The sequence below is a fragment of the Gordonia sp. UCD-TK1 genome (genome assembly GCF_001691435.1).
Lineage (GTDB): Bacteria > Actinomycetota > Actinomycetes > Mycobacteriales > Mycobacteriaceae > Gordonia > Gordonia hongkongensis.
Map to the genome: position 1 here is coordinate 1 of NZ_LZMP01000038.1, position 22,964 is coordinate 22,964.

At 67.0% G+C, this 22,964-nt stretch carries 19 protein-coding genes and 1 pseudogene; 12 read left to right on the forward strand and 8 right to left on the reverse strand.

Going from position 1 to position 22,964, the window contains the following annotated elements; translation table 11 throughout:
* Positions 1-62 precede the first annotated feature (62 nt).
* The gene (locus A9310_RS19070) at positions 63-317 is read left to right on the forward strand and encodes an IS3 family transposase (RefSeq protein WP_065631961.1); all 255 of its coding nucleotides are present in this window, start codon (positions 63-65) and stop codon (positions 315-317) included.
* A gap of 212 nt (positions 318-529) precedes the next feature.
* Here A9310_RS19070 and A9310_RS19075 read toward each other — a convergent pair whose 3' ends face one another.
* From A9310_RS19075 to A9310_RS19100, 5 genes are all read right to left on the reverse strand, one after another.
* Positions 530-2,701 carry an AAA family ATPase gene (locus tag A9310_RS19075; RefSeq protein WP_083207455.1) on the reverse strand — a complete coding sequence of 724 codons (2,172 nt, stop codon included), beginning with the start codon at positions 2,699-2,701 and terminating at the stop codon, positions 530-532.
* 319 nt (positions 2,702-3,020) lie between these two features.
* A complete protein-coding gene (locus tag A9310_RS19085) occupies positions 3,021-3,707 on the reverse strand; it encodes a hypothetical protein (RefSeq protein WP_065631964.1) in 687 nt (228 codons plus the stop codon).
* Positions 3,704-4,024 (reverse strand): hypothetical protein, encoded by a 321-nt coding sequence (locus A9310_RS19090; RefSeq protein ID WP_065631965.1) that lies wholly within the window; start codon positions 4,022-4,024, stop codon positions 3,704-3,706. Before A9310_RS19090 ends, A9310_RS19085 begins: the two co-directional genes overlap by 4 nt.
* 433 nt (positions 4,025-4,457) lie before the next feature.
* A complete protein-coding gene (locus A9310_RS19095) occupies positions 4,458-4,949 on the reverse strand; it encodes a hypothetical protein (RefSeq protein WP_139104689.1) in 492 nt (163 codons plus the stop codon).
* Between the two features lie 779 nt (positions 4,950-5,728).
* Complete coding sequence (locus tag A9310_RS19100) at positions 5,729-6,880, reverse strand: hypothetical protein (protein WP_065631967.1); 1,152 nt, start codon at positions 6,878-6,880, stop codon at positions 5,729-5,731.
* A gap of 678 nt (positions 6,881-7,558) precedes the next feature.
* Between A9310_RS19100 and A9310_RS19105 the strand changes: the two genes are divergently transcribed.
* Positions 7,559-8,122 carry a hypothetical protein gene (locus tag A9310_RS19105; RefSeq protein ID WP_065631984.1) on the forward strand — a complete coding sequence of 188 codons (564 nt, stop codon included), beginning with the start codon at positions 7,559-7,561 and terminating at the stop codon, positions 8,120-8,122.
* A 54-nt stretch (positions 8,123-8,176) separates the two neighbouring features.
* Here the strand turns inward: A9310_RS19105 and A9310_RS19110 are convergent, their stop codons facing one another.
* Positions 8,177-8,746 carry a TetR/AcrR family transcriptional regulator gene (locus tag A9310_RS19110; RefSeq protein ID WP_065631968.1) on the reverse strand — a complete coding sequence of 190 codons (570 nt, stop codon included), beginning with the start codon at positions 8,744-8,746 and terminating at the stop codon, positions 8,177-8,179.
* A gap of 114 nt (positions 8,747-8,860) precedes the next feature.
* Between A9310_RS19110 and A9310_RS19115 the strand changes: the two genes are divergently transcribed.
* The gene (locus tag A9310_RS19115) at positions 8,861-10,294 is read left to right on the forward strand and encodes an MFS transporter (RefSeq protein ID WP_065631969.1); all 1,434 of its coding nucleotides are present in this window, start codon (positions 8,861-8,863) and stop codon (positions 10,292-10,294) included.
* A 98-nt stretch (positions 10,295-10,392) separates the two neighbouring features.
* Positions 10,393-10,611 (forward strand): hypothetical protein, encoded by a 219-nt coding sequence (locus A9310_RS19120; RefSeq protein ID WP_004020299.1) that lies wholly within the window; start codon positions 10,393-10,395, stop codon positions 10,609-10,611.
* Here the strand turns inward: A9310_RS19120 and A9310_RS19125 are convergent.
* Positions 10,608-11,461: pseudogene (locus A9310_RS19125) on the reverse strand (SDR family NAD(P)-dependent oxidoreductase). The gene A9310_RS19120 and the pseudogene A9310_RS19125 overlap by 4 nt on opposite strands.
* A gap of 177 nt (positions 11,462-11,638) precedes the next feature.
* Here A9310_RS19125 and A9310_RS19130 point away from each other — a divergent pair.
* The 6 genes from A9310_RS19130 (at position 11,639) to A9310_RS19155 (ending at position 19,567) form a co-directional block, all read left to right on the forward strand.
* On the forward strand, positions 11,639-11,986 hold the full coding sequence (locus A9310_RS19130; RefSeq protein WP_065631970.1) for an L-rhamnose mutarotase: 348 nt from the start codon (positions 11,639-11,641) through the stop codon (positions 11,984-11,986).
* A 108-nt stretch (positions 11,987-12,094) separates the two neighbouring features.
* Positions 12,095-13,468 carry an MFS transporter gene (locus A9310_RS19135; RefSeq protein WP_065631971.1) on the forward strand — a complete coding sequence of 458 codons (1,374 nt, stop codon included), beginning with the start codon at positions 12,095-12,097 and terminating at the stop codon, positions 13,466-13,468.
* A gap of 112 nt (positions 13,469-13,580) precedes the next feature.
* The gene (rhaI, locus tag A9310_RS19140; protein WP_065631972.1) at positions 13,581-14,741 is read left to right on the forward strand and encodes an L-rhamnose isomerase; all 1,161 of its coding nucleotides are present in this window, start codon (positions 13,581-13,583) and stop codon (positions 14,739-14,741) included.
* A 49-nt stretch (positions 14,742-14,790) separates the two neighbouring features.
* Positions 14,791-16,827 (forward strand): bifunctional rhamnulose-1-phosphate aldolase/short-chain dehydrogenase, encoded by a 2,037-nt coding sequence (locus A9310_RS19145; RefSeq protein ID WP_065631973.1) that lies wholly within the window; start codon positions 14,791-14,793, stop codon positions 16,825-16,827.
* Complete coding sequence (locus A9310_RS19150) at positions 16,824-18,311, forward strand: rhamnulokinase family protein (RefSeq protein ID WP_055474927.1); 1,488 nt, start codon at positions 16,824-16,826, stop codon at positions 18,309-18,311. Before A9310_RS19145 ends, A9310_RS19150 begins: the two co-directional genes overlap by 4 nt.
* 20 nt (positions 18,312-18,331) lie before the next feature.
* Positions 18,332-19,567, forward strand: a complete 1,236-nt coding sequence (locus A9310_RS19155; RefSeq protein WP_058250776.1) for an alpha-hydroxy acid oxidase — start codon at positions 18,332-18,334, stop codon at positions 19,565-19,567.
* Positions 19,568-19,607: 40 nt separating this feature from the next.
* On the opposite strand, the gene A9310_RS19160 is transcribed toward A9310_RS19155, so the two are convergent.
* Positions 19,608-21,065, reverse strand: coding sequence for an MFS transporter (locus A9310_RS19160; protein WP_065631974.1), 1,458 nt, complete (start codon positions 21,063-21,065; stop codon positions 19,608-19,610).
* Between the two features lie 119 nt (positions 21,066-21,184).
* Here A9310_RS19160 and A9310_RS19165 point away from each other — a divergent pair, with 119 nt between their 5' ends.
* Both A9310_RS19165 and A9310_RS19170 read left to right on the forward strand, forming a co-directional pair.
* Complete coding sequence (locus A9310_RS19165; RefSeq protein ID WP_065631975.1) at positions 21,185-22,198, forward strand: LacI family DNA-binding transcriptional regulator; 1,014 nt, start codon at positions 21,185-21,187, stop codon at positions 22,196-22,198.
* 105 nt (positions 22,199-22,303) lie between these two features.
* The gene (locus tag A9310_RS19170) at positions 22,304-22,963 is read left to right on the forward strand and encodes a TetR family transcriptional regulator (RefSeq protein WP_065631985.1); all 660 of its coding nucleotides are present in this window, start codon (positions 22,304-22,306) and stop codon (positions 22,961-22,963) included.
* The last annotated feature ends 1 nt before the right edge of the window (position 22,964 follow it).

The window sequence follows — 22,964 nt, forward strand, 5'->3', positions numbered from 1 at the left end:
ATACGACAACGCGATGGCTGAGGCGTTCAACTCGCTGTTCAAAGCCGAATGCCGACAACGCGATGTCTGAGGCGTTCAACTCGCTGTTCAAAGCCGAATGCATCCGTAACCCCGTGATGCGCCCGCGAGGCGGCTGGGCAGGTGTGGGCGAGGTCGAGATCGCCGTCGCTGAGTACGTCGAATGGTTCAACCACCGCCGCCTGCACGGCGAGATCGGACACGTCCCACCCGTCGAGTACGAGAGCGCCTACTGGTCGACCCACACCGTCACCAGCTACCGTGAGAACCCGGTCCCCGCAAACGCTGGAACCAACTAACCGAGCCTCCAGCAAACCCGGGGCGATTCACAGGGTGGGCAGGGTTGCCCACCCCTGCCCGCCGAGCAGCCGGTCAATCGGACTATGCCCACCCCTTGGGCAGACTCCGAAACCGCGGCTAACCAGCGTATTTGCGGTGTTCGCACGGTAAGTATGCCCAACCCTGCCCACGCCGTTAGGCAGGGTTGGCGCAGCCGATGGCGCGTGCGGGCTCATTCGGCGGTCTCCGTCACGATCCGGACGCCCTTTGGCAGGCCGATTCTCGTGCGCGAGACCGGCTTTGTGGTGCCGTCGGGACGTTGCTCGGGCCACTTCCGTTTGTCCTGGACGATTCGGCCCTCGGCCAGCATTCGCTCGACCGCACGTTTGGTCTTCTCGCGGTTGCCTCCCACCTTCTCTCGGAGAGCGGTGACGGTCAGCGAGTAATCCGGCTCATCACGGAGAACCCGAACGATGTCGTCTTCCACTTGCTGCCCACGAGCGGACTCCTTGTCGGCCTTGCTGCGCTCGACAGACCAACTCACGTCCCCTACTTCGCCGCGCTCCATCGCCTCAGCCGACGGCAGTCGCCAGTCAACGTTCCATCTGCGGCCACCCCAACGACGCGAACCAAACTCCATCGCCAACCGAAACTCGCCGGCGTCTTGGTCGGGCGGTTCACGGTGTAGTTGCAGCATCCAGCTGTCGGCCCACTGCCCCATGCCCGACTGCGCGATGCTGTCCAGGTCTAGTTCAGCTCTGCCGGTCTTGTTGAAGTGATCAGCAATGACCAGCGAGGTCTCGTTGCCGACCTCCGCGTTGAAGTCGCTCAGCATCCGGCCGCGCTCGTACAGGTTCTGGGCCTCCACCCCAGTCGGGTGGAACGCATACAGCGGATCGATGACGACCAAGCGTGGCTGGATGGTGTCCATGTGGTTGTGCAGCGCGCCCAGAAAGTCGGCCTCGTCTAGGCCGCCCGCATCGAACACGGTGTGCAGCGGGAGGTCCTGCAGCGGAACACCATAAGCCCGGGCGATAGCCTGCAACCGGCGTTGATGTTCGTCGCGGCCACCCTCGCCTGCGTAGTAGAGGACCGGCCCGGGACTGGCGACCTCAAACTCGCCGTAGAAGGGCAGGCCGCTCGCTACGGCCACCGACATTGACAGCAGGTTGTACGACTTCAACGTCTTCTTCTCGCCGCCCAACGGGCCGAAGCTATTCAGCGCCCACACGCCTTTGATGAGCCATTGCATCGGCGGGATCTGTCCGGCTAGGTCACTGGCTGGCACCGCCGCAAATCGGGCTCGGCTCACCGGGGGCGATTCGTCGGTCTCTCCGAACAGCTCAGCCAGCGTTCGCGCCAACGGCGACTCAGCGTTCCACGAGCCGTCAGGGTTGAACGTATCGCCGCTGTAGGTGTTCAGCCGACGATAGGCCGGGTCACCCACCACAACCTGCGCGCCGCCCTGTCGCGCGCGCTCAAACTCGGCACGGGCCGCTCCCTCACCGCCGCGAGCGGCCGCGACAGCTGCAACGTACTCAGTCTCGACCAGACGGAGGGCCGCTGGCACCCCTCGCTGTGCTTTGGCTCCCAGGCTGTTCAGCCCAAGCACGGCGTCGCGCATGGCGTCGTAGCGGCCCGCCCCGTGTGCTACCGCAGCCAGAAAGTCGTTGACGTGCTCCTGCACCTTCAATGTCATCGGCCCATCTCGGAAGGAGCCGGCGAGTTCAAGGGCGTCCTCGGCTGTTCCCTTCGGCGCGGGGTGTGCATCACGGTGCAGTCCTTCACACCAAGAAGGTGGAAGCTCTGGCAGTTCGCCTGGCGGCGGCAACTGGCCGCATTCCTCACCCCCGGGCGAATACGCCTTCACGGGTCCAACATCGTGAATGCTCGGCGGCACAACTGAATATCTATTGTGCCGCTGGACAATCTCAACGCCAGGACCCAGAATCCCGCGCCCGGTCCAGCCGGTGGGCACTCGAAAGAACAGCTTGCGACTGCCGTCAGTCCGGGCAGTCACCGACCACGTGACGGGGAGCGCGCCCCACCGTTGCTCATGCTCGGTCAGCGTCTGCGCACCCTGCTTACCGTCGTAGCAGTCAACGTCGATCGCAATCACGCCGACCGGCATCCGCACACCAAGATTCAGGCCCTCCGTCGCCCAGCTGTCGGCCCACTCACGAAAGGTGTCCTCGTCGCTGACATCGACGCCGTTGGAGCCGGTTACTCCTTTCGCTCGGCATACCTTGCCCTTCGGAGGACCGAGCGGAATAGGGTGCCAACCCAGCTCGTCGAGACTCTTGGCGTGTTCAACGAACTGATCTGGTGTCAGTCGATGATAACCGTTCTGGCGCTTACGTTTACGCGGTAGCGTCGCCTCTGGGGCGGGTGTATTATTGGGCATTGATGGTCCTTTCCATCGTCGTCATCGAGCACTCATCCAGCTCGAGCACATGCGGCCCCGCTTCCTTGCCTTTCGCGGGGCCGCACTCGTGCCCAAACCTGTTGTGCGGGTTACACTTCAATCGGTCCAGCCCTACCGGCCCAGGAGACGCCCCGCTCCGGAGAACGCCCGTCCGACATGCCGTGTCGGGCGGGCTCCTTCGTTGGCAGGGCGTTGAGTTGCACCGCCGCGCCCGGTTACGGCGGGCACGGTTACCAAGCCGCCCACCACGAGCTCAGGCACCCGGGACACGGCACCTACTGGCAGCGCAGCGCCCCGGTCAGAACCACTCATCGGACGTGCATCCAGTCGCGAAGAACCAGTCGTCGTGACTCAGGTGCCAGTCCAGTTGAAACTCGGGATCGAGGTCGCTACGACACCGCCCGCACGACGGGAAGCACCGCAGCCACTGCCCGCAGTCGACCAGCAGGTAGCTCATCGCGTGCCCGCCGACACACCAGAAGCACGACTGGTCACCCTCGGCTACGAAGCGAACAGTCCGCAGCGGGCTGAAGTCTGACGGGACCTCGTAACCACGCACCGTGTCTCCATGAACAATCACGCAAGGAGTCTGGGCCGCGACAGCCCGGGCCGCCTCAACATGAGTGACGCCGCGCTTCTGGTCGTGAGCCTCCAGCTGGCGTGCCGAGTAACCGCCTGATCGCCACGGAAGCGGTTCGCGACCCGTATTCCCGTAAACCGGCGCGAGAGGCCAAGTATCCCGCTCCCAGGAGATCGGCTGCGCCTGCCCCCGAAGGATTCCCGCAGCGATACCGGGGAAGTCGGATGCACGGGGAGACAGTCGCCGGCGAGGCTGCACGACCAGCTCGCCACCCCCAGCCACGGCACGCTGATAAGGGGTCATCGAAGTTCTGAGCTGCGCCACCACGGGATGACGGCGACTCGCCCGAAGCGCCTCGTCGTCGGACATGCCGAACACCGGGAAGTCGTCCGCCAGCGTGCTCACGCTGCGCCGCCTTGGCTGACAGCCGGGCGGGCCATGCCCTGAATCCAGTCGTACAGAGCCTGCGGACTGGTGGCATTCACTCCGCCGACCTTCCACACGGTCAGCTCTCGACGCTCGAAACCCCGCCGCATTCGGGTGAACGTGATCGGAACGCCCAGAACGCTATTGCAGAACTGGACTGCTGCATCACGGCCGATGATCGTCGGGGTGTTGCCGAGTTCGTCACGGTTGACCGGACGGTAATGGCCGACCTGGCTCGGCGATTGCGCAGTTCGCGCCGACGGCGCGATAGATGAGGGACGTGCTCCTTGGGACATGAAAGAGCCTCTCGCGGAATTGAATCGGAATGGGCTCTGCCTTGCTTCCGCAGGCGAAGTTCTTAAGCCGCCCTGAGTTGTGTGCGCAGATGTCTCTGAGTCAAATCCCACGCAGCGTCCAAGAAAAACTGTCTTCGCGTGCACTCCTCCGCAGATGAACTGCGAGGCTCCTCCGTCGACTAGCTGGGGGTACTACCTGCAACCGCTTGGCCGGTACCCATAACCATACAGGTACAACACACCAACGGCCACCACCGGATTTCGGACATAATCATCGGCGCCGCAACCGATTACGGGATGCCTCGCCCTCAGTTCGACGGAGAGCAACTTTCGCGGCTCGTCGCACCCCAAGCCGCCGCCGCGACAAGTCAAACAGGAGCGGCGGAGGGCCGACATTCAGTCTGAGATTTCACCCGTTCAGACCACAGAACGGCTACTCGTCGAACGTGCCTCCAAGAGCGTCGCGGGCCGCTGCACACGACTCCGAGCCCTCTTCACCTGGCCCGCCGCCGGGACACTCGATGATCCAGTTCCCGGCGTACGCGAGGGAAGACCGTCCTATCCCCTTCGACAGCTGCTGCGCCCCCTGCCGGATCTTGAGCGCGCTACGCATGTCAGCCTCGGTTGCATAAGTGGACAGAGAGATGAAGAGTCGGCCGGGCCAGCACCTCGCTTCAGACACCACGTCAAGTGCACCGATTCCAGAAACGCCCTCCAACTCGTTGCACTCGAACCCGCGCCGCTGTAGCTCCGTACCGAGAGCCAGGGCGCTCGGCGCGTAGTCGTATACCTCTAGCTCGGTCTGCGTGACCGCGCGAGTTTCAGAGGTGGCTGACGACTGAATTGATCCATCTTCAGACGATCCGCAGCCGATCACCGCCAGCCCTATCGCTGTCGCTCCCAGTACACCGATAGCTCGCTTCATGTGGCCCTCCCTGATTCGCTGCTGACGGAGAGGTTCTAGCACGGTACTTGCAGGCGTGACCCTCGAAGAGGAGAACCCCACCGCCAGGGCCGGGGAGGCTTCCAACGGTGGGGCTCGGGGTGAGGAGACCTGGCTAGCGACAGCTCGGTCTCGCTCGGTCGCAGGAGGACAAGTCAACTCCCACTCGCCGGGACAAGTCGACCGGCTGCTGGGCGGCGGGCCGCGCGGTGCCCGCCAAGCTATGGAGTTGTGTATCGCTGGGGTCTGGGCTCTCGGTGGTCGGCCCGGCGGGTGCAGCGCGCGCCTGTGGGCGGGGCGCGGCAGGTCAACGCGCTATGCGGACTCCTGAGGGTTGTCGGTTCTTGCGGCGTCGCCGGCCGACTGCCGTTCCGACCTTGTAGCCGGTTGCCGTGGTCGCCACCGAGAACAACGCCACCCCGGTAGCGGTAGACGTACCCACGCCCGGGACCGCCGCCCCCACCGCCGCGCCGACGTACCCGTGACGACGAACGCTGCGCCGCCGCGCCTTGCCAGACCGAGCCGACGCCTTGGTTCCCGGCGTGCGAGCGAACCGGCCGCGTCGGTCTCGGCGATAGGTGCGAGCCACGGTCAGCGCTCCTCGGGCGTCATCTCGGGCGACAGCCCCCGATACCGCCCGCCCTCGTGCGGGGGTGCGTCCTCGAGACCACGCGGAACCAGTCCTGTTCCCCACGAGTATTCGCTGGCGTCGTGCCCCGGCCTAAACTCGTGCGCGTTGCGCTGCATACGATCAGCGAAGGTCATGACCAGTGCCAATGCGGAGCCTCGTACGCGCCGGTCGCCTTGACCTGAACGATGCACGCGGCCCCGCGATAACGGACACCCGTGCCGAAGCTCCGCTGGAAGAAGCTCTCCTGCAGCGGGTAACGCTGATCACGGCCCGGAATCTGACGCAGGCCACGGTAAGCCGGATTTGTGTGCTCGCGGAAGGCAACGGGGTTCAGCGTGCTGTTGGGTCCACCCGTCGCAACGACCGCCACGTAACCTTTCGGCAAGAAGTACGACCCGACAACCCATGCGTGCCCGTAGCTGCCGAGCACTTCCAGACCGGCGAAATCGGCTGGGGCTTGCTCGCCGACGATATTCTCGGCCGTCAGAAATGCCGGGGCCGACACCGACGGAACGAAGTCGTGCTTGGACACAACTCCGTTGGTCTCGATGCCCTCTTTGAAGCTGGCGATGATGTCAGCCTCGTCGGGGTGGGCCAGCACCAATAGCCGGGTGTTGGGCTGCACGCCGAATCCCTTTGCGCGCACCTGATTGATCGCGTCCACGAGATCGCCCGGGTCAAGCGCAGTGTTCCCGCTGACCAGATAGTGCGAATCGGTGCTCGCGAACGACTGCCCCGCATACGACGGTGGGGTCATGCCGTCGGTTCCGTTCCACAGGCCGAACACCCGGTGCATGTGCTCGTTGGTGCCTTCGGTGGGGTCGAAGAGCCGACGAAGAATCGTCCCAGTGATGACCCGGTTGTCGGCTTCTAGGGCGCGGTTGATCACCGAGCGCACCTGTTCGGCGCTGGCCGCCCGCAGGTAACGCCAGGTGAAGCGACCGGCGAGGTCGTAGTCGGTGAAGTCATATCCGAGAATCAGCGCGCTGTCGGACTTCAGTCCGGTGGGCTCGCCGAACTCGCTGGCCTGCTGAAAGCGATCAGGCTCCAGCGTTTGGGGCATGGCGTCGCCAGCGGCAATCGTGTTGTACGACAACAGGGACGCCAAGGCGCTGCGACGCTGATTCCAATGACTCAGTGCGGCGGCGGCCTGCTCCCAAATGGCGTTGAGATCGACGCCGTCTGCGCTCTGATTGACGAGGACATCGCCCTCGGTGTTGTAGCCCGACTCTGCACCGTGGGCGTACAGGTGCGCCAGGGCAGCGGGGAGGAGAGTCTTCACGAGAATGCTCCGAACGTGTGAAAGGTAAAAGGAGGAAGTGTCGCTCCCTGAGCGATTCACTGACGTTGGAGCCCGGCCCCGAAATCTGAATCTCCGCGCCTGCGGAATGCTGCTGCTCTATTCGCCCGTCCGGGCGACTCAATACCTGCTGCGGGCGACGTGCCCGCGCTGGCGGTACTGCCGCCACCGTAAGCCGCACGTCGGAGCGCCCGCCACCCCTGCAACCGTTGCCAGCGCGTCACTGCCACCCCGGCACCACCCCGGCGCGCGAGGGGAATCCGCAGGTAGTCGGCCGGTGGCCGCTGCTGAGCAACCGCTACGCAAACATAGCCTCTCACCTGCACTGATTCCGCAATGCGCCCTGCGTTGCCGCTGGTCAGGCGCACGCCTATTCGGCGGCCCGGCAGTACTTAAAATCGGCACAGTGTCGGTTCGAGTCCGACTGGGGGCACTTTCGGCCGGGCATTCTCGCCGTTTCGGGTCGCCACCTCCGGCGGCGCGTCCAAGTTCTTCGACCCGATCCGCGTCGATCAAACGCATGGCCGTTCAGCCGAATACGTACGTGGACACCGCTTCGATCCCCGCGGTTACATGACTGCCGGTGGTACCGAACGACTCTCGGGACCTCCGGGGCGGCATCGCTCATTTCGAGATCATCCCGAACGTGAGGTGACCACCATGCCGAAGCACACCATCGAGGATCTGATCGCGCTGATCCCACCACCGGTGGCACGGCCGGCAACGGTCGACTGGGCGCTCATCGAACAGCGACTCGGATTCCGGTTGCCGACCGACTACAAGGCACTCGCCGACACGTACGGACCGGGAGTCTTCTGCGACGACTTCCTCGTGTGGACCGGTCTCCCATGGCCCGACGCGTCGATCGAGGAGGCGGGGCGCCACGCGGTGGCCGACCTCGAGCCACTTATCGAGGACTTGAGCATCGTGACGTGGGCGCATGACGACGGCACCGACACGGCCGTCGACCTGTCCGGCGATTCGTTGTTCGGGTGGGGACGTTCCACCGACGGCGACTCGGGATACTGGCACCGGACGGGCGACGACCCCGACGGGTGGCCGGTCCTGGTCACCGACGGCGTCATGGTCTGCGACTACCACCGCGGCGGTCTGGTCTCGTACCTGTACGACTTCTGGACCGGCGGCTTTCCGAATCGTCAGGTCTTCGCCGGCCGCGAAGCACCGGAACGGCTGAGCTTCGAGCAGGTGACCGTCGACTCCTGAGCGGGCGGGGACCCGTCCGCGCCGAGCATGAACAGACGGGCCCGCGGGCTCGGCTCACCTACCGGGCCCGCGGATCCCCTCGACCACGAGATCCAGAAGACGCTGCGACTCAACGCAATTACGGCCCAAAGCGATCATGTTCGCGAGAGTGAAGAGTTCGTCGACGGTGAGATCGGCTCGGATTCCACCGGACCGCTGGGCGGCGCCGAGGATGTCCCCGCCGGCCACGCGGAGGTCGGCGCAACTGGTGTAGAGCGGGCTCTCGGGGTCGCCCGCCGACGCGATGATGATCTCGGGCAGACCCTGATACGCCCCGACGTGGCGCGCGAGCGCCCGGACCCACTCGACGAGACGCTCGCCGGAGTCCCGCTGCTCGTCATCGGCGCGCGCAGACTCCACGAGGGCGGCGGTGTCCTGTCGCATCGCGGCCGCGACGAGCGCCTCGCGAGAGGGGAAGTGGCGGTACAACGTGCCGGCGCCGACGCCGGCACGTTTGGCGATGTCATCGAGCGACGTGTCGATTCCCGACTCACGAAATGCCTCGGCCGCCGTGGCAACGACTTTGTCGTAGTTGCGTCGAGCATCGGCTCGCATCGGTTTCGCCGGCGCGGATGCGCTGGTCATGACACCTCCCGAAGAAAACACTTGTAACCGGAGAGCATCTCCGCTTCAATAAGCGGAGACAGTCTCCAATTGGAGACACTCTCCTGTTCGACCTTACCCGCCCGGGAGGCCCTGATGTCCCAGACCACCGATCGCGTCGCTCCCGCGGCAGGTTCCGACACCGGAGGGTCGACGATCGACCGCCGCACCTGGATCGGACTGGTCGTCGTGGTGGCGAGCCAGCTGATGGTGATCCTCGACGGCACGATCGTCACCGTCGCGCTCCCCCGCATCCGCGACGACCTGGGTTTCAGCGAGGTGTCTCAGTCGTGGGTGATGAACGCCTACGTGCTGGCGGTGGGTGGCCTGCTGCTGCTCGGCGGCCGCTTGGGCGACCTGATCGGACGGCGTCGCGCGCTGCTCTACGGCATCGCCCTGTTCACCGCGGCCTCGCTCCTCGGCGGACTCGCCACCAGCGCGTGGATGCTTCTCATCGCTCGCGTCCTGCAGGGCGTGGGAGCCGCGCTCGCCGCACCCACCGCCCTGGGACTGATCGTCGCCAACTTTCCGCCCGGCCCCGATCGCGCCCGGGCCATCAGCTGGTTCTCCCTGGGTGCCGCCTCGGGCGGAGCGCTCGGCCTGCTGCTGGGCGGCGTACTCACCGAACAGCTGTCGTGGCACTGGGTGATGCTGGTCAACGTCCCGATCGGGGTGGCGATTCTCATCGCCGCACCGTTCACCGTCGATGAGACACCTCGGCAGCCCGGTCACCTGGGTCTCTGGGACACCCTGCTGTCCGCGGCGGGTGTCGCGGCGGTGGTCTTCGGCTTCATCCGCGCCTCCGAGGTCTCCTGGGCCGACCCGGTGACCATCGCTTCTCTCGCCGTCGGCGCATCGACGCTCACGGCGTTCGCGATCAGACAGCGTCGTACGAGCCATCCCCTGCTGCCGCCCCGATTGGTGAACTCCGCGCGCAGGGCCGCGCCCTTCGTGGTGATGTTGCTCTTGCCCGGCGCGATGATGGGCATGTTCACCTTCATGACCCTGCACCTGCAGGACGTGATGGGTTACAGCGTCGTCGCGTCCGGGTTCGCGTTCCTGCCGTTCATGGTTCTCAACATCGGATTGACGGTCACCGGGATCACCGCCCGTCTCGTCGCGCGCTTCGGTGCGGCTGCGGTGTTGATGGCGGGATTGTCCCTGGCGATCGCCGGGCTCGTGTGGTTGTCGTTCGTTGGGCCCGACTCCACCTTCGCCGCAGCGATTCTGGCGCCCTCGATGATCATGGGTGCGGGCATCGGCCTGTCCGTGGTGCCGGCGAACGTCCTGATCGTGGACAACTCGCCCGCAGCCGACGCCGGCGCCGCCTCGGGCCTGATGCAGGCGCTGTTGCAGGTCGGTGGCGCGCTCGGACTCGCCACTCTGATGACCGTGTTCGGCCCACTCCAACGTAGCGATCCGTCCGGAACTGCCACCGGCACAACGATTCTGGTCGGTTCGTCGTTCGCGATGGTCGCCCTGCTCGTGCTCGTGGTCGCCTACCGGCCGCGGCGTGCCGCGGCCGTGTGACCCAACGCGACGACATACGTCACGACGTCGGCGCCCGTGCACCCCTCCGAGTCGATCCGCGTGCATCCCCCGAGCCCGCTGATGATGTACTCGGTGTCATGTCCACTCGGGTTGTCCTGCTCGCCGACTCCTCCGTCGCCCTGCTCACCCTCGGTATCTCGGTGTACTCGATCGCGGTCCTGGTGTGCCTCGGGATCGCGATCAACGCGGCCCGGTTCGGACGCAGACGGGTCGCGATCACGATGGCCTGGGTCGTCGGTGTACTGACCGTGGCAGGTGTCATCATCGCCATCCTGAGCAGCACCGCCGGCGGTTAACCCTCCGGCCGCAACTCCGCGCGTTGCCGATCGATGAATTGCGCGGCAAGCCGATTCGTGAGGCCGGGCGCCAATCGCTGGACGCGCCAGGTGATCCGGGATCGACGCGGGACGACCAGCAGTGGTTGATTCCGCTCGATGGCGGCGAGCGTGTCCCGGGCAAGGCGGTCGGCGTCGTACGCGGTCGACGAACCCTGACTCGCCAGATAATAAGAGCGACCGACGAATCCGCCGACCGATCCCTTGTCCAGGATCGGGGTCTCCACTGCCGAGGGACACACCGCCAGCACGTTCACCCCGCGGCCCGCGGCGCCGGTACGTAGTGCGAGCGACAGCCCCACGACCGCATGTTTGGTCATCACGTAGCTCGTGATCAGTCCGGCGGCGACGAGCCCGGCCATCGACGCCGTGTTGACGATGTGTCCGGAACGCTGCTCGATCATCACCGGGTACGCGGCCGCGACCCCGTGCACGACGCCCCGGATGTTGACGTCGATGATCGCGTCCCATTGTTCCGGCGTCAGCATCTCGGTCGGACCACCCCAGGTGATCCCGGCGTTGTTGAACATCAGATCCAGGCGCCCCCACTCGGCGACGACCTCGTCGACCACCCGCTGCACAGCGGCGGCATCCGTCACATCCAGTTGCACCGCCCGTGCGGTGCCCGGCCCACCGGACAAGGAGTCCGTCACCCGCTGCGCCGCGGGTAGGTCGATGTCCGCGCAGGTGACGTGGGCTCCCCGGGTCACCAGCGCGCGCGGAGCGCGGCCCCGATACCGGACCCGCCCCCGGTCACGATCGCGATCCTGCCCCCGACATCTGCTCCGCGCGTCTTCCCGAATTTCAGCACGAACAGAGCATGACCGATCCCGTTCCGGCGGGGTGCGCTTTGTGCGAACCGGGTCTTGACATCCTCACAGGCCGCTCTTAGTGTTGCTGCCATCACAAATTGAAACGTTTTAATTCGCCGGGTTGATCCTCTCTCGACGGTCTGCGTTTCCCATCACATCGTTTGTCAGGAGCAGCCATGCCCGATACCCAGCGCGTCTGCTTCGTGCTCCAGCTCCGCCCGGAGCGCGTCGAGGACTACCTCGACGCCCACACGGAGGTGTGGCCGGAGATGCTCGACGCCCTGCGCGAGACCGGGTGGCGCAACTACTCGTTGTTCCTCCGCAAGGACGACGGCATGGTCGTGGGTTACCTCGAGACCGACGACTTCGCGACGACCGCCGCCGCCATGGAGGCAACGGACGTCAACGCCCGGTGGCAGGCGCACATGTCCGAGTACTTCCTCCCGGCCACCGGCGGAGACGCCGACGGCGCCAATCCCGACACCATCCGTACCGAACTCCTCGAGTACTTCCACCTCGACTGACCGACATCGAACACACGACGCGTACTGACGGGCACACCGACATCAGCGAACCCGGCTTGACCCCTCCGATCCCGACCCTCTCTACTGATCTCCGACGCTAGGAATCCCATGAAAGTAGGAGCGCGCTCCACCACCGGCTGGCGGGCGACCATCTCGGTTGCCATGTCGAACTACATCGAAGCCGGCTCGATCATCGCGATCGCCACCAGCCTGACCTTCTGGCAGGACGAGTTCGGCATCAGCAACTTCGCCGTCGGCCTGCTGGCCGCACTGAGCGCCAACGCGTTCGGCGCGGCGGTCGGCGCCGCCATCGGCGGACCGCTGTGCGACCGCTACGGCCGCAAGGCGATCTACACCTACGACCTGCTGGTCTATATGGCCGGTGTGTTGCTCGCCGCCTTCGCGCTCAACTTCACCATGCTGCTGGCGGCGTTCATCATCACCGGCCTCGCGGTCGGCGCGGGCGTACCCGCGTCCTGGACCTACATCGCCGAAGAGGCGCCATCGGTCGAACGCGCCAAACACGTCGGCACCGCCCAGCTCGCCTGGTCGGTCGGACCCCTGATCGGCTTCGCACTGGCGGCCGCGCTCGCCCCGATGGGCCTACTCGGTTCGCGGATCATCTTCCTGCATCTCTTCGTCGTCGCGGCGGTCGTCTGGTGGATTCGCCAGGGACTCGCGGAGTCGAAGATCTGGTCCGACGAGGCGGTCAACGAGACGCGCGAGCTCACCGCATCGGTCGGCGCCCGCGGCATCAAAGGCCTGTTCTCCAAGAAGGTCAACATCACCGCCCTGCTCCTGCTCGGTGGCATCTACCTGTTCTGGAACACCGTCGCCGGCCAGGCCGGCATCTTCATGCCCCGCGTCTACGAGACCGCGGGCGTCGAGAGCGCCGTTCAGCAGAACCTGCTTCAGGTGCTCGTCTGGGGCTGCACCGTCCTCGCGACCTACTTCGGCTTCATGCGATACGCAGACCGGGTCTCGCAGCGCGCGCTGTACGTCTTCGGCGCCGCCTTGGGCATCGTCGCCTGGATCGTGCTGGTCGCCTTCACCGACAGCGGTGTCGCCACGATGCTCGTCTTCGCGGTCCTGTGGGGCATCTCCTCGGGTATCGGCGCGCAGGCGTTCTACAGCCTCTGGGCCAGCGAGATGTTCGCGACGCCCTACCGTGCGAGCGCCCAGGGCGTCATGTTCTTCGCCGTCCGCACCGCAACGGGTCTCCTGAGCTACTTCTTCCCCACGATGCTCGCGGCCACCGGGCTCACGACGGTCGGCATCCTGCTTGTCGCACTGCTCACGATCGCTCTGATCATCGGCGCCATCGCGGCTCCGGACACCCAGGGCAAGACCCTGCAGGAGATCGAGGTCGAGCGTTACGGCGCCCCGCTGTCGCCCGAGCTCATCGAGCACCCGGTGTCGACGAACAGCCCGGCCGTGGGTGACGCACCCACCGCAGAGTCCGCCAGCAAGACCGCCGTCTGAGTCGTCTCGACCGGGCCGTCTCGCTCGATTGAAACGTATCAGTCCATCGACTTCCCCGCCGCCGGCTGTTCCCCGACGCCGGCGGCGGGGAATCCCAACGGAAAGAACCCTCATGACCACCTTTGACGAGACGATCCTCGACAATCTCGAGATCGAGCTCCCCTCCTGGGCGTTCGGCAACTCCGGCACCCGGTTCAAGGTGTTCGGCACCCCGGGCACCCCCCGCACCATCCACGAGAAGATCGCCGACGCCGCGAAGGTCAACGAGCTGACCGGGCTGGCACCCACCGTCGCCCTGCACATCCCGTGGGACACCGTCGACGACTACACCGCCCTGGCCGCTTACGCGAAGGATCTCGGCGTCGGCCTGGGCACCGTCAACTCCAACACCTTCCAGGACGACGCCTACAAGTTCGGCAGCCTGACCCACACCGACAAGACGGTGCGGCAGATGGCCATCGACCATCACCTCGCCTGCATCGAGGTGATGAACGCGACCGGTTCGCGCGATCTGAAGATCTGGCTGGCCGACGGCACCAACTACCCCGGGCAGGGCGACATCCGCGGACGCCAGGACCGGCTCGCCGAGTCGCTCGCGACCATCTACCAGCACATCGGCGACGACCAGCGACTCGTGATGGAGTACAAGTTCTTCGAGCCCGCCACCTACGTCACCGACGTCCCCGACTGGGGCACCTCCTACGCCCACGTGACCGCGCTCGGCGAGCGGGCGATGGTCTGCCTCGACACCGGCCATCACGCGCCGGGAACCAACATCGAGTTCATCGTCGCGCAGCTGCTGCGCCTCGGGAAGCTGGGTTCCTTCGACTTCAACTCGCGCTTCTACGCCGACGACGACCTCATCGTCGGTGCCGCGGATCCGTTCCAGCTCTTCCGGATCCTGTTCGAGGTGATCCGCGGCGGCGGGCTCGACGCCGGGTCGCCGGTCGCTCTCATGCTCGATCAATGCCACAACGTCGAGGAGAAGATCCCCGGCCAGCTCCGTTCGGTGCTGAACGTCGAGGAGATGACGGCCCGCGCACTGCTCGTCGACACCGATGCGCTGACCGAGGCACAGGCCGCCGGAGACGTGTTGGGCGCGAACGCGATCGTGATGGACGCGTTCTACACCGACGTCCGTCCGATGCTCGCCGAGCGTCGTGTCCGTCGCGGCCTGCCCGCAGACCCGATGGCCGCATACGCCGACTCCGGATACCACGAGCGCATCGTCGCCGAGCGTGTCGGCGGTACCCAATCATCCTGGGGCGCCTGAGCCCTCCCCCCGCCCCAGTTCCCCTGAACTCCCGAGGAGATCACCCGCAATGACCAATCCCGCAGTCGCCGCCCTCATCGCGCGGTCCAACCGACTCGGATCGGATCCGAAGAACACCAACTACGCCGGCGGCAACACCTCCGCCAAGGGCTCCGACACCGACCCGGTCACCGGTGAAGACGTCGAACTGCTCTGGGTGAAGGGCTCCGGCGGCGATCTCGGCACCCTCACCGAGAAGGGCCTGGCCGTGCTCCGGCTCGATCGCATGCGTGCGCTCGTCGACGTCTATCCCGGCCTCGACCGTGAGGACGAGATGGTCGCCGCCTTCGATTACTGCCTGCACGGAAAGGGCGGTGCCGCACCGTCGATCGACACCGCGATGCACGGCCTCGTCGACGCCGCGCACGTCGACCACCTGCACCCGGACTCCGGTATCGCCATCGCGACCGCGGCCGACGGCGAGGTCTTGACGCACAAGATCTTCGGTGACCGCGTCGTGTGGGTGCCGTGGCGTCGTCCGGGTTTCCAGCTCGGGCTGGACATCTCGGCGATCAAGAAGGACAACCCGCAGGCCATCGGTTGCATCCTCGGCGGCCACGGGATCACCGCCTGGGGCGACACCTCCGATGAGGCGCAGGCACATTCGCTGGAGATCATCCGCACCGCCGAGGAGTACATCGCCGCCAACGGTCGGCCGCAACCCTTCGGCGGCCCGATCGACGGCTACGGCGCACTGCCCGCACAGGAACGCCGGGCCAAGGCCGCGGCGCTCGCCCCGTTCATCCGCGGCCTCGCCTCGATGGACAAGCCGCAGGTCGGTCACTTCACCGACGTCGACCCGGTCCTCGAATTCCTGGCGGCAGAGGAGCATCCGCGCCTGGCCGCACTCGGCACCAGTTGCCCGGACCACTTCCTACGCACCAAGGTCAAGCCGCTCGTCCTCGACCTCCCGGCCGACGCGAGCGTCGAGGAGTGCAAGGAGCGCCTGACGGCACTGCACGAGGCCTACCGCGAGGACTACCGCGCGTACTACGACCGTCACGCCACCGCGGACAGCCCGGCGATGCGCGGCGCCGACCCGGCCATCGTGCTGGTCCCGGGCGTCGGCATGTTCAGCTTCGGCAAGGACAAGCAGACCGCACGTGTCGCCGGCGAGTTCTACCTGAACGCCATCAACGTGATGCGCGGCGCCGAGGCCATCTCGACCTACGCACCGATCGACGAGTCGGAGAAGTTCCGGATCGAGTACTGGCTGCTCGAGGAGGCCAAGCTCGCCCGCATGCCGAAGCCCAAACCGCTCGCCACCCGCATCGCCCTGGTCACCGGGGCGGCCTCCGGTATCGGCAAGGCCATCGCGACGCGTCTGGCCGCCGAAGGTGCGTGCGTGGTGATCGCCGACCTCGACGCCGAGAAGGCACGGGCGGCCGCCGAGGAGATCGGTTCCACCGATGTCGCCATCGGGGTGGCCGCCGACGTCACCGACGAAGCGGCCGTCCAGTCCGCGATCGACGCGACGGTGCTCGCCTTCGGCGGCATCGACCTCGTCGTGAACAACGCCGGCCTGTCGCTGTCGAAGTCGTTGCTGGACACGACCGCCGCCGACTGGGACCTCCAGCACAACGTGATGGCCCGTGGTTCGTTCCTGGTGAGCAAGGCCGCCGCACGCGCCCTCATCGACCAGAAGCTCGGCGGCGACATCCTGTACATCTCGTCGAAGAACTCGGTCTTCGCCGGCCCCAACAACATCGCCTATTCGGCGACGAAGGCCGACCAGGCCCATCAGGTCCGGCTCCTGGCCGCCGAACTCGGCGAGCACGGGGTCAAGGTCAACGGCATCAATCCCGATGGCGTGGTGCGTGGTTCGGGGATCTTCGCCGGCGGCTGGGGCGCCAAGCGCGCCGCCGTCTACGGCGTCGAGGAGAAGGACCTGGGCAAGTTCTACGCGCAGCGCACCCTGCTCAAGCGCGAGGTGCTGCCGGAGAACATCGCCAACGCCGCCTTCGCACTCTGCACGTCCGACTTCTCGCACACCACCGGCCTGCACGTGCCGGTGGATGCGGGCGTCGCCGCCGCGTTCCTGCGATGAGCCGATCCACCCGGTCCGCCCAGGTCGCCGCGATCGACCTGGGCGCGACCAGCGGCCGGGTCATGCTGGCCGACGTCTCGCGCGGACGACTCGAGCTCGAACAGGTCGCCCGGTTCACCAACGACCCGGTCCACATCTGGAACGGGCGCAGGTCCGCGCTGCACTGGGATGTCCCGGCGCTGTTCCGCGCCGCGTCGGCCGGCCTCGCCGAGGCGGGCAGGCAGTCCGACGATCTGGTCGGGATCGGGGTGGACTCCTGGGCGGTGGACTACGCGCTCCTGCGGGAGGGCCGCATGATCGGGTTGCCGCACCACTACCGGGACACCCGGAGCGTGGTCGGGGTCGACGCCGTGCACGCCGAACTCGGTCCCGCGGACCTGTACGTGCGCAACGGCTTACAATTCCTGCCGTTCACCACCGTGTACCAATTGGCCGCCGAAAAGGCCGACGGGTTGCTCGATCAGGCCGACACCGCCCTGCTGATCCCGGACCTCATCACATACTGGCTCACGGGCCGACGCGGCACCGAACGCACCAACGCCTCGACCACCGGATTGCTCGGCATCAACGGGCGGTGGGACACCGCGATGATGGAGCGTCTCGGATTGCCCGTCGGCTTGTTCCCCGACCTCGTGGAGACCGGCACCGACCAGGGCCCGTTGCTCGGCGACGTCGCCGAGCGCCTCGGACTGTCGACGTCGACCCGCGTCACCGCGGTCGCGTCCCACGACACCGCGTCGGCGGTCGCCGCCATCCCGATGGACCCGTCGCGGTCGGCGTACATCTCGTGCGGGACCTGGGGTCTGGTCGGCGTCGAACTCGAGCAGCCGGTCGTCTCCCGCGACGGGTGGAAGGCCAACTTCACCAACGAGGTCGGCGCCGACGGCCGTATCCGCTACCTGCACAACGTGATGGGCCTGTGGCTGCTCAGCGAGACGGTCCGCCAGTACCAGCGCGAAGGGTATCGCGCCGAACTCGGTGAACTGCTCGCGCAGGCCGCCGAGGCGCCGGCGACGGTCGAGATCTTCGACACCGACGACGCCCGGTTCCTCCCGCCGGGAGACATGCCCGGACGCATTCGCGACTGGTACGACGAGCGCGGCATGCGTCCGCCGATGACGCGCGCCGAGATGGTGCGCACGATCGTCGAGAGCCTCGCGGCGGCCTTCGCCGACGGGGTGGCGCGAGCGGCCGAACTGTCCGGCACGACGGTGGAGACCGTCCATCTCGTCGGCGGCGGCTCGCAGAACCGGCTGCTGTGCCAACTCACCGCCGATCGGCTGGGCCTGCCGGTGCAGGCCGGTCCGGTGGAGGCGACCGCGCTGGGCAACGTGCTGATCACCGCCCGCGCCCACGGTCTGATCGATGGCGACCTCGAGGCGATGAGGTCTATCGTCGTCGACAGGTTCCCGCCGCAACACTACGCACCCCGACACTCCCGCGGCACGCGCTCCCGCACCGCGGTGGGGACAGGAAAGGCATGACCATGCAAGGCAGTTCTCCCATGAAGCGTCGAGTTCCCAAGCCGCGCGACCTCGCGCCGCTGATGCAGTTCAAGAAGCCCCAGTTCGACGCGAAGAAGCGCCGCCTCGACGCCGCCCTCACCATCGAGGACCTGCGCGCGATCGCCAAGCGCCGCACCCCGAAGGCGGCCTTCGACTACACCGACGGTTCGGCCGAGGCCGAGCTGTCCATCGAACGGGCACGACAGGCGTTCGCCGACATCGAGTTCCATCCGGCCATCCTGCGTGACGTGTCCAAGGTCGACACCTCGTGCACGATCCTCGGCGGGCGTTCGGAACTGCCGTTCGGCATCGCACCCACCGGGTTCACCCGGATGATGCAGACCGAGGGCGAATACGCTGGTGCGCGCGCCGCCGGCCGGGCCGGGATCCCCTTCTCGCTGTCGACGATGGGTACGGCGTCGATCGAGGACGTCCGGGATGCGAATCCGCACGGCCGCAACTGGTTCCAGCTGTACATGTGGAAGGACCGGGAGCGCTCGATGGCCCTGGTCGACCGCGCGGCGAAGGCCGGGTACGACACCCTGCTGGTGACCGTCGACGTGCCGGTCGCCGGGGCTCGTCTGCGCGACAAGCGCAACGGCATGTCGATCCCGCCGGCGCTGACCGCCAAGACCGTGCTCAACGCCATCCCGCGCCCGCAGTGGTGGATCGACTTCCTCACCACCGAGCCCCTGGCGTTCGCCTCGCTCGATCGATGGTCAGGAACGGTGGCCGAACTGCTAGACACGATGTTCGACCCCACCGTCACCTTCGACGATCTGGCGTGGATCAAGTCGCAGTGGCCGGGCAAGCTGGTGGTCAAGGGCATCCAGACCGTCGACGACGCCAAGGCCGTCACTGCCCTCGGCGCCGACGGCATCGTATTGTCGAATCACGGTGGGCGCCAACTCGACCGCGCACCGATCCCGTTCCACCTCCTGCCCGAGGTGGCCCGCGAGGTCGGCGCGGACACCGATGTCATGCTCGACACCGGCATCATGAGCGGTGCCGACATCGTGGCGTCGGTCGCCCTCGGCGCGCGGTTCACGCTCGTCGGCCGGGCCTACCTGTACGGCCTGATGGCCGGCGGGGAGGCCGGGGTGGACCGGATGATCGAGATCCTCGGCGAGCAGATCGCACGCACGATGCGGCTGCTCGGTGTTGCCTCGCTCGACGAGCTGACCCCCGCGCACGTGACCCAGCTCGAGCGGCTGGTGCCCCGGGCGCGTTCCTGAGGCTCGACTGCCGAGGTCGCGTGGGCATCAGACCGGCCGCCTACGCGACCTCCGCGTCCTCGCGGCGGTGGGCGAAGTGATCCACGAGGCCCACCACCAGCGCGATCAGCACCAGGACCGCGGCCGTCGCCAGTCCGATCTGGAACGCCCGCGCCCAGTCGCCGCCGGTGTTCGCGACCTGGGCGAAGAACACCGCACCGACGAGCGCGATCCCCGCGGCGGCCCCGATGCGCTGACCGGTCTGCAGGACGCCACCGGCGATGCCCGCCTTGGTGACCGGCACCTGGTCGAGGCTGAGCGTGAGGTTGGGCGAGATCACGAGACCGGAACCGATACCCGCCACCAGCAGCGGCAGCGCGGCGGCGTACCCGACACCGGGACCGGACACGAACGCGACGGCGACGATCGTCGCGATCATCCCCACGACCACCAGGCCCAGACCCAGCAACACCAGCGAGCGCCCGACCCGGTTGACGATGTTGCCGCCGACGCTGGCCGACACCGCCGAACCGAGCGCGAACGGGGTCACCGCCAGACCGGCCTGCAGTGCCGAATAGCCCAGGCCCTGCTGGACGAACAGCGTGTAGATGAAGAACACCGTGGTGAACCCGGCGAAGTAGACCATCGCGATGATGCACCCCAGTGTGTACGTCCGCATGGAGAACAACGAGAGGTCGACGAGTTGCTGGCGGCCGACGCGGCCCTGCCGGCGTTCCCACAGGACGAACGCGCCGATCAGCACGGCCGCGAGGACGAGCAACAACCATTTACGCCCGCCGGGCCATTCCTGTTCCTGGACCATCGGCAGCATCAGTGCGAACACCCCGGTACCCAGGAGCACGACGCCAACGGGATCGAAACTCCCCCGCAGTGGTTGTTTGAGTTCCTCGGGCCGAGCGGGGATCAACCGTATCGCGGCGACGAAGGCCGCGATGCCGATCGGCACGTTCACGAAGAAGATCCAGCGCCACCCGTCGGCGGACCCGCCCAGCTGGATGAGGACCCCACCGAGCAGCGGCCCGACCGCGGTCGAGATCCCGATGGTCGCGGCGAACATGCCGAAGGCCCGGCCACGCTCAGCCCCGCGGAACAGCAGCTGGATGAGGCCAGAGACCTGCGGCGCGAGAATGCCGCCCGCAACGCCCTGGATCAGGCGGAAGACGACGAGTTGCGTCGGGCCCTGGGCGAACCCACATGCCGCCGACGCCAGCACGAACAGGGACAGCCCGATGAGGAAGGTCACCTTGCGGCCGCGCGCGTCCCCGACCCGGCCGGCCGGGACCAGGACGAGTCCGAAGGCGAGGGCGTAGCCGGACACGACCCACGACAGGTCGGCCGAGTTCGCGCCGAGTCCGGATTCGATGGACGGGAGCGCGACGTTGACGATCGAGACGTCGAGAAGGGTCATGAAACCGACCACCAGGCACACCGCGAGCGCCTTCCAGCGTCGCGGATCGGGTTCGTAGTCCGCGGAGAACGGGCTGGCCGGAGTCGACATGAAGCGCCTTTCCTACAGGGGGTACCGCGGGTGTTCGTAGTCAATCAGCTCGCGAGATGGGCGACCCTCCCGAGTCCGCGAAACGCGGGTACCGGCATCGCATCTGGTGAGATGGACACATGGGTGTGAGCATGCGGGATGTCGCGGCGGCGGCCTCGGTGTCGGTGGGCACGGTCTCGAACGTGCTCAACTCGCCCGGAAAGGTCTCGCCCGCGACCGTCGCGCGGGTCCAGGCGGCGATCGACCAGCTGGGTTTCGTACGCAACGACGCCGCGCGCCAACTCCGTGCGGGCCGATCGCGTTGCGTCGGCATGGTGGTGCTCGACGTGGGCAACCCCTTCTTCACCGACATCGCCCGCGCCGCCGAACACCGGGCCGGCGAGCACGACCTCACGGTGCTGCTCGGCACCTCCGACGACGACGAATCGCGCGAACAGGCCTATCTCGACACCTTCGACGAGCAGCGGGTGTTCGGTCTGCTCGTCTCGCCGATCGGCGACGACCTGCGGCGGTTCGACTCGCTGCGCCGTCGCGGCACCCCGGTGATCCTCGTCGACCGGGACGCCGGCGGCTCCCCCTTCGATTCCGTCGCCGTCGACGACATCGCGGGCGGGCGGCTCGCGGTGTCGCACCTGTGCGAGACCGGTCGTCGCCGGATCGTGTTCGTGGGCGGACCGCCCGGACTGCGGCAGGTCGCGGACCGCCGGCGGGGCGCGCAGGAGGCGGTCGACGCCGTCGACGACGCCACGCTCGAGGTCGTGCAGACGACGAACCTGAGTGTGCTGGCCGGACGTGAGGCGGGAAAGGCCCTGCTGGCCAGGGCCCCCCGCGACCGACCGGATGCGGTGTTCTGCGCCAACGACCTCCTCGCGATCGGGGCCCTGCAGGCGTTGACGATGCTCGGCGGCGACGTCCGCGTTCCCGACGACATCGCCCTCATCGGTTACGACGACATCGATTTCGCCCGCTCGGCCGTCGTCCCGTTGTCGTCGATCCGGCAGCCGACCTCCCGCATCGGCGTCACCGCGGTCGATCTGCTGATGAGCGCGGCCGATGACCCCGCCGAACGCCATGTCCCGTCGAACCTCGTATTCCAGCCCGAGTTGGTCGCCCGTGCATCGACACTGGGCTGATGGTGTGACGCACGCCATCACCGGGTAGACGGTGTGAGGACTCTCCTAAATTTTGCGTAGTCCTGCAAGTTTGCAGGGTTCTGCAAGTTCCGTACCGTGGGTGAGGTGAACTCCCCCGGACTCCGCGAGGCGAAGAAGGCGGCGACCCGTTCGGCGCCCGCCCGCGCTGTGCTGCGGTTGTCCACCAGCGCCGGGATGGATCACGTGACGATCGACGCCGTCGCGGCGGAGGCGAACGTCTCGGTCCGGACGTTCCACAACTACTTCAGCGGCAAAGAGGATGCGCTGCTGCACTTCGTGTCGACGCTGGTCGACACGATCGTCAAGCGGATCGAGGCCCGACCGACGGACGAGAGCTTCTTCTGCTCGGTCCGGACCGCCCTCATCGAGGCCGCCACCTCGCCCGACGTCGGCGAACCCGCCGAGATCGTCGCGCTCCTGCGCCTCCTCGACACGGATCCGGGGCTGACGGCCAGGTCCCGCGACATGGAGTTGGGCGACACCGTCGAAGCGCGTCTCGCCGAACTGTGCGCGCAGCGCGGGCAGCCGGCACACACCCTGTATCCGCGCCTCGTCCTGCACAACGCGATCACCACCATCCGCGTCGCCCTCGAATTCTGGGTGACCCATCACGACGACACCCCGGGCACCGCTGCCGACCTGGCCACCGTGCTGGAGTCCGCCTTCGACCAGCTGGCGTCCGGGCTCGCACAACCCATCCCACCGTTGAACGAACCCGCCGACCCATCCCTCGAGGAGCACTGAC

What these genes read in the sequence shown, in the direction of transcription:
- rhaI (WP_065631972.1), top strand. Translation starts at nt 13,581, where the DNA reads ATGACCACCTTTGACGAGACGATCCTCGACAATCTCGAGATCGAGCTC.
- A9310_RS19110 (WP_065631968.1), bottom strand. Translation starts at nt 8,746, where the DNA reads ATGACCAGCGCATCCGCGCCGGCGAAACCGATGCGAGCCGATGCTCGA.
- A9310_RS19135 (WP_065631971.1), top strand. Translation starts at nt 12,095, where the DNA reads ATGAAAGTAGGAGCGCGCTCCACCACCGGCTGGCGGGCGACCATCTCG.
- A9310_RS19095 (WP_139104689.1), bottom strand. Translation starts at nt 4,949, where the DNA reads ATGAAGCGAGCTATCGGTGTACTGGGAGCGACAGCGATAGGGCTGGCG.
- A9310_RS19090 (WP_065631965.1), bottom strand. Translation starts at nt 4,024, where the DNA reads ATGTCCCAAGGAGCACGTCCCTCATCTATCGCGCCGTCGGCGCGAACT.
- A9310_RS19075 (WP_083207455.1), bottom strand. Translation starts at nt 2,701, where the DNA reads ATGCCCAATAATACACCCGCCCCAGAGGCGACGCTACCGCGTAAACGT.
- A9310_RS19105 (WP_065631984.1), top strand. Translation starts at nt 7,559, where the DNA reads ATGCCGAAGCACACCATCGAGGATCTGATCGCGCTGATCCCACCACCG.
- A9310_RS19120 (WP_004020299.1), top strand. Translation starts at nt 10,393, where the DNA reads ATGTCCACTCGGGTTGTCCTGCTCGCCGACTCCTCCGTCGCCCTGCTC.
- A9310_RS19070 (WP_065631961.1), top strand. Translation starts at nt 63, where the DNA reads ATGTCTGAGGCGTTCAACTCGCTGTTCAAAGCCGAATGCATCCGTAAC.
- A9310_RS19165 (WP_065631975.1), top strand. Translation starts at nt 21,185, where the DNA reads ATGGGTGTGAGCATGCGGGATGTCGCGGCGGCGGCCTCGGTGTCGGTG.
- A9310_RS19155 (WP_058250776.1), top strand. Translation starts at nt 18,332, where the DNA reads ATGAAGCGTCGAGTTCCCAAGCCGCGCGACCTCGCGCCGCTGATGCAG.
- A9310_RS19150 (WP_055474927.1), top strand. Translation starts at nt 16,824, where the DNA reads ATGAGCCGATCCACCCGGTCCGCCCAGGTCGCCGCGATCGACCTGGGC.
- A9310_RS19115 (WP_065631969.1), top strand. Translation starts at nt 8,861, where the DNA reads ATGTCCCAGACCACCGATCGCGTCGCTCCCGCGGCAGGTTCCGACACC.
- A9310_RS19130 (WP_065631970.1), top strand. Translation starts at nt 11,639, where the DNA reads ATGCCCGATACCCAGCGCGTCTGCTTCGTGCTCCAGCTCCGCCCGGAG.
- A9310_RS19160 (WP_065631974.1), bottom strand. Translation starts at nt 21,065, where the DNA reads ATGTCGACTCCGGCCAGCCCGTTCTCCGCGGACTACGAACCCGATCCG.
- A9310_RS19145 (WP_065631973.1), top strand. Translation starts at nt 14,791, where the DNA reads ATGACCAATCCCGCAGTCGCCGCCCTCATCGCGCGGTCCAACCGACTC.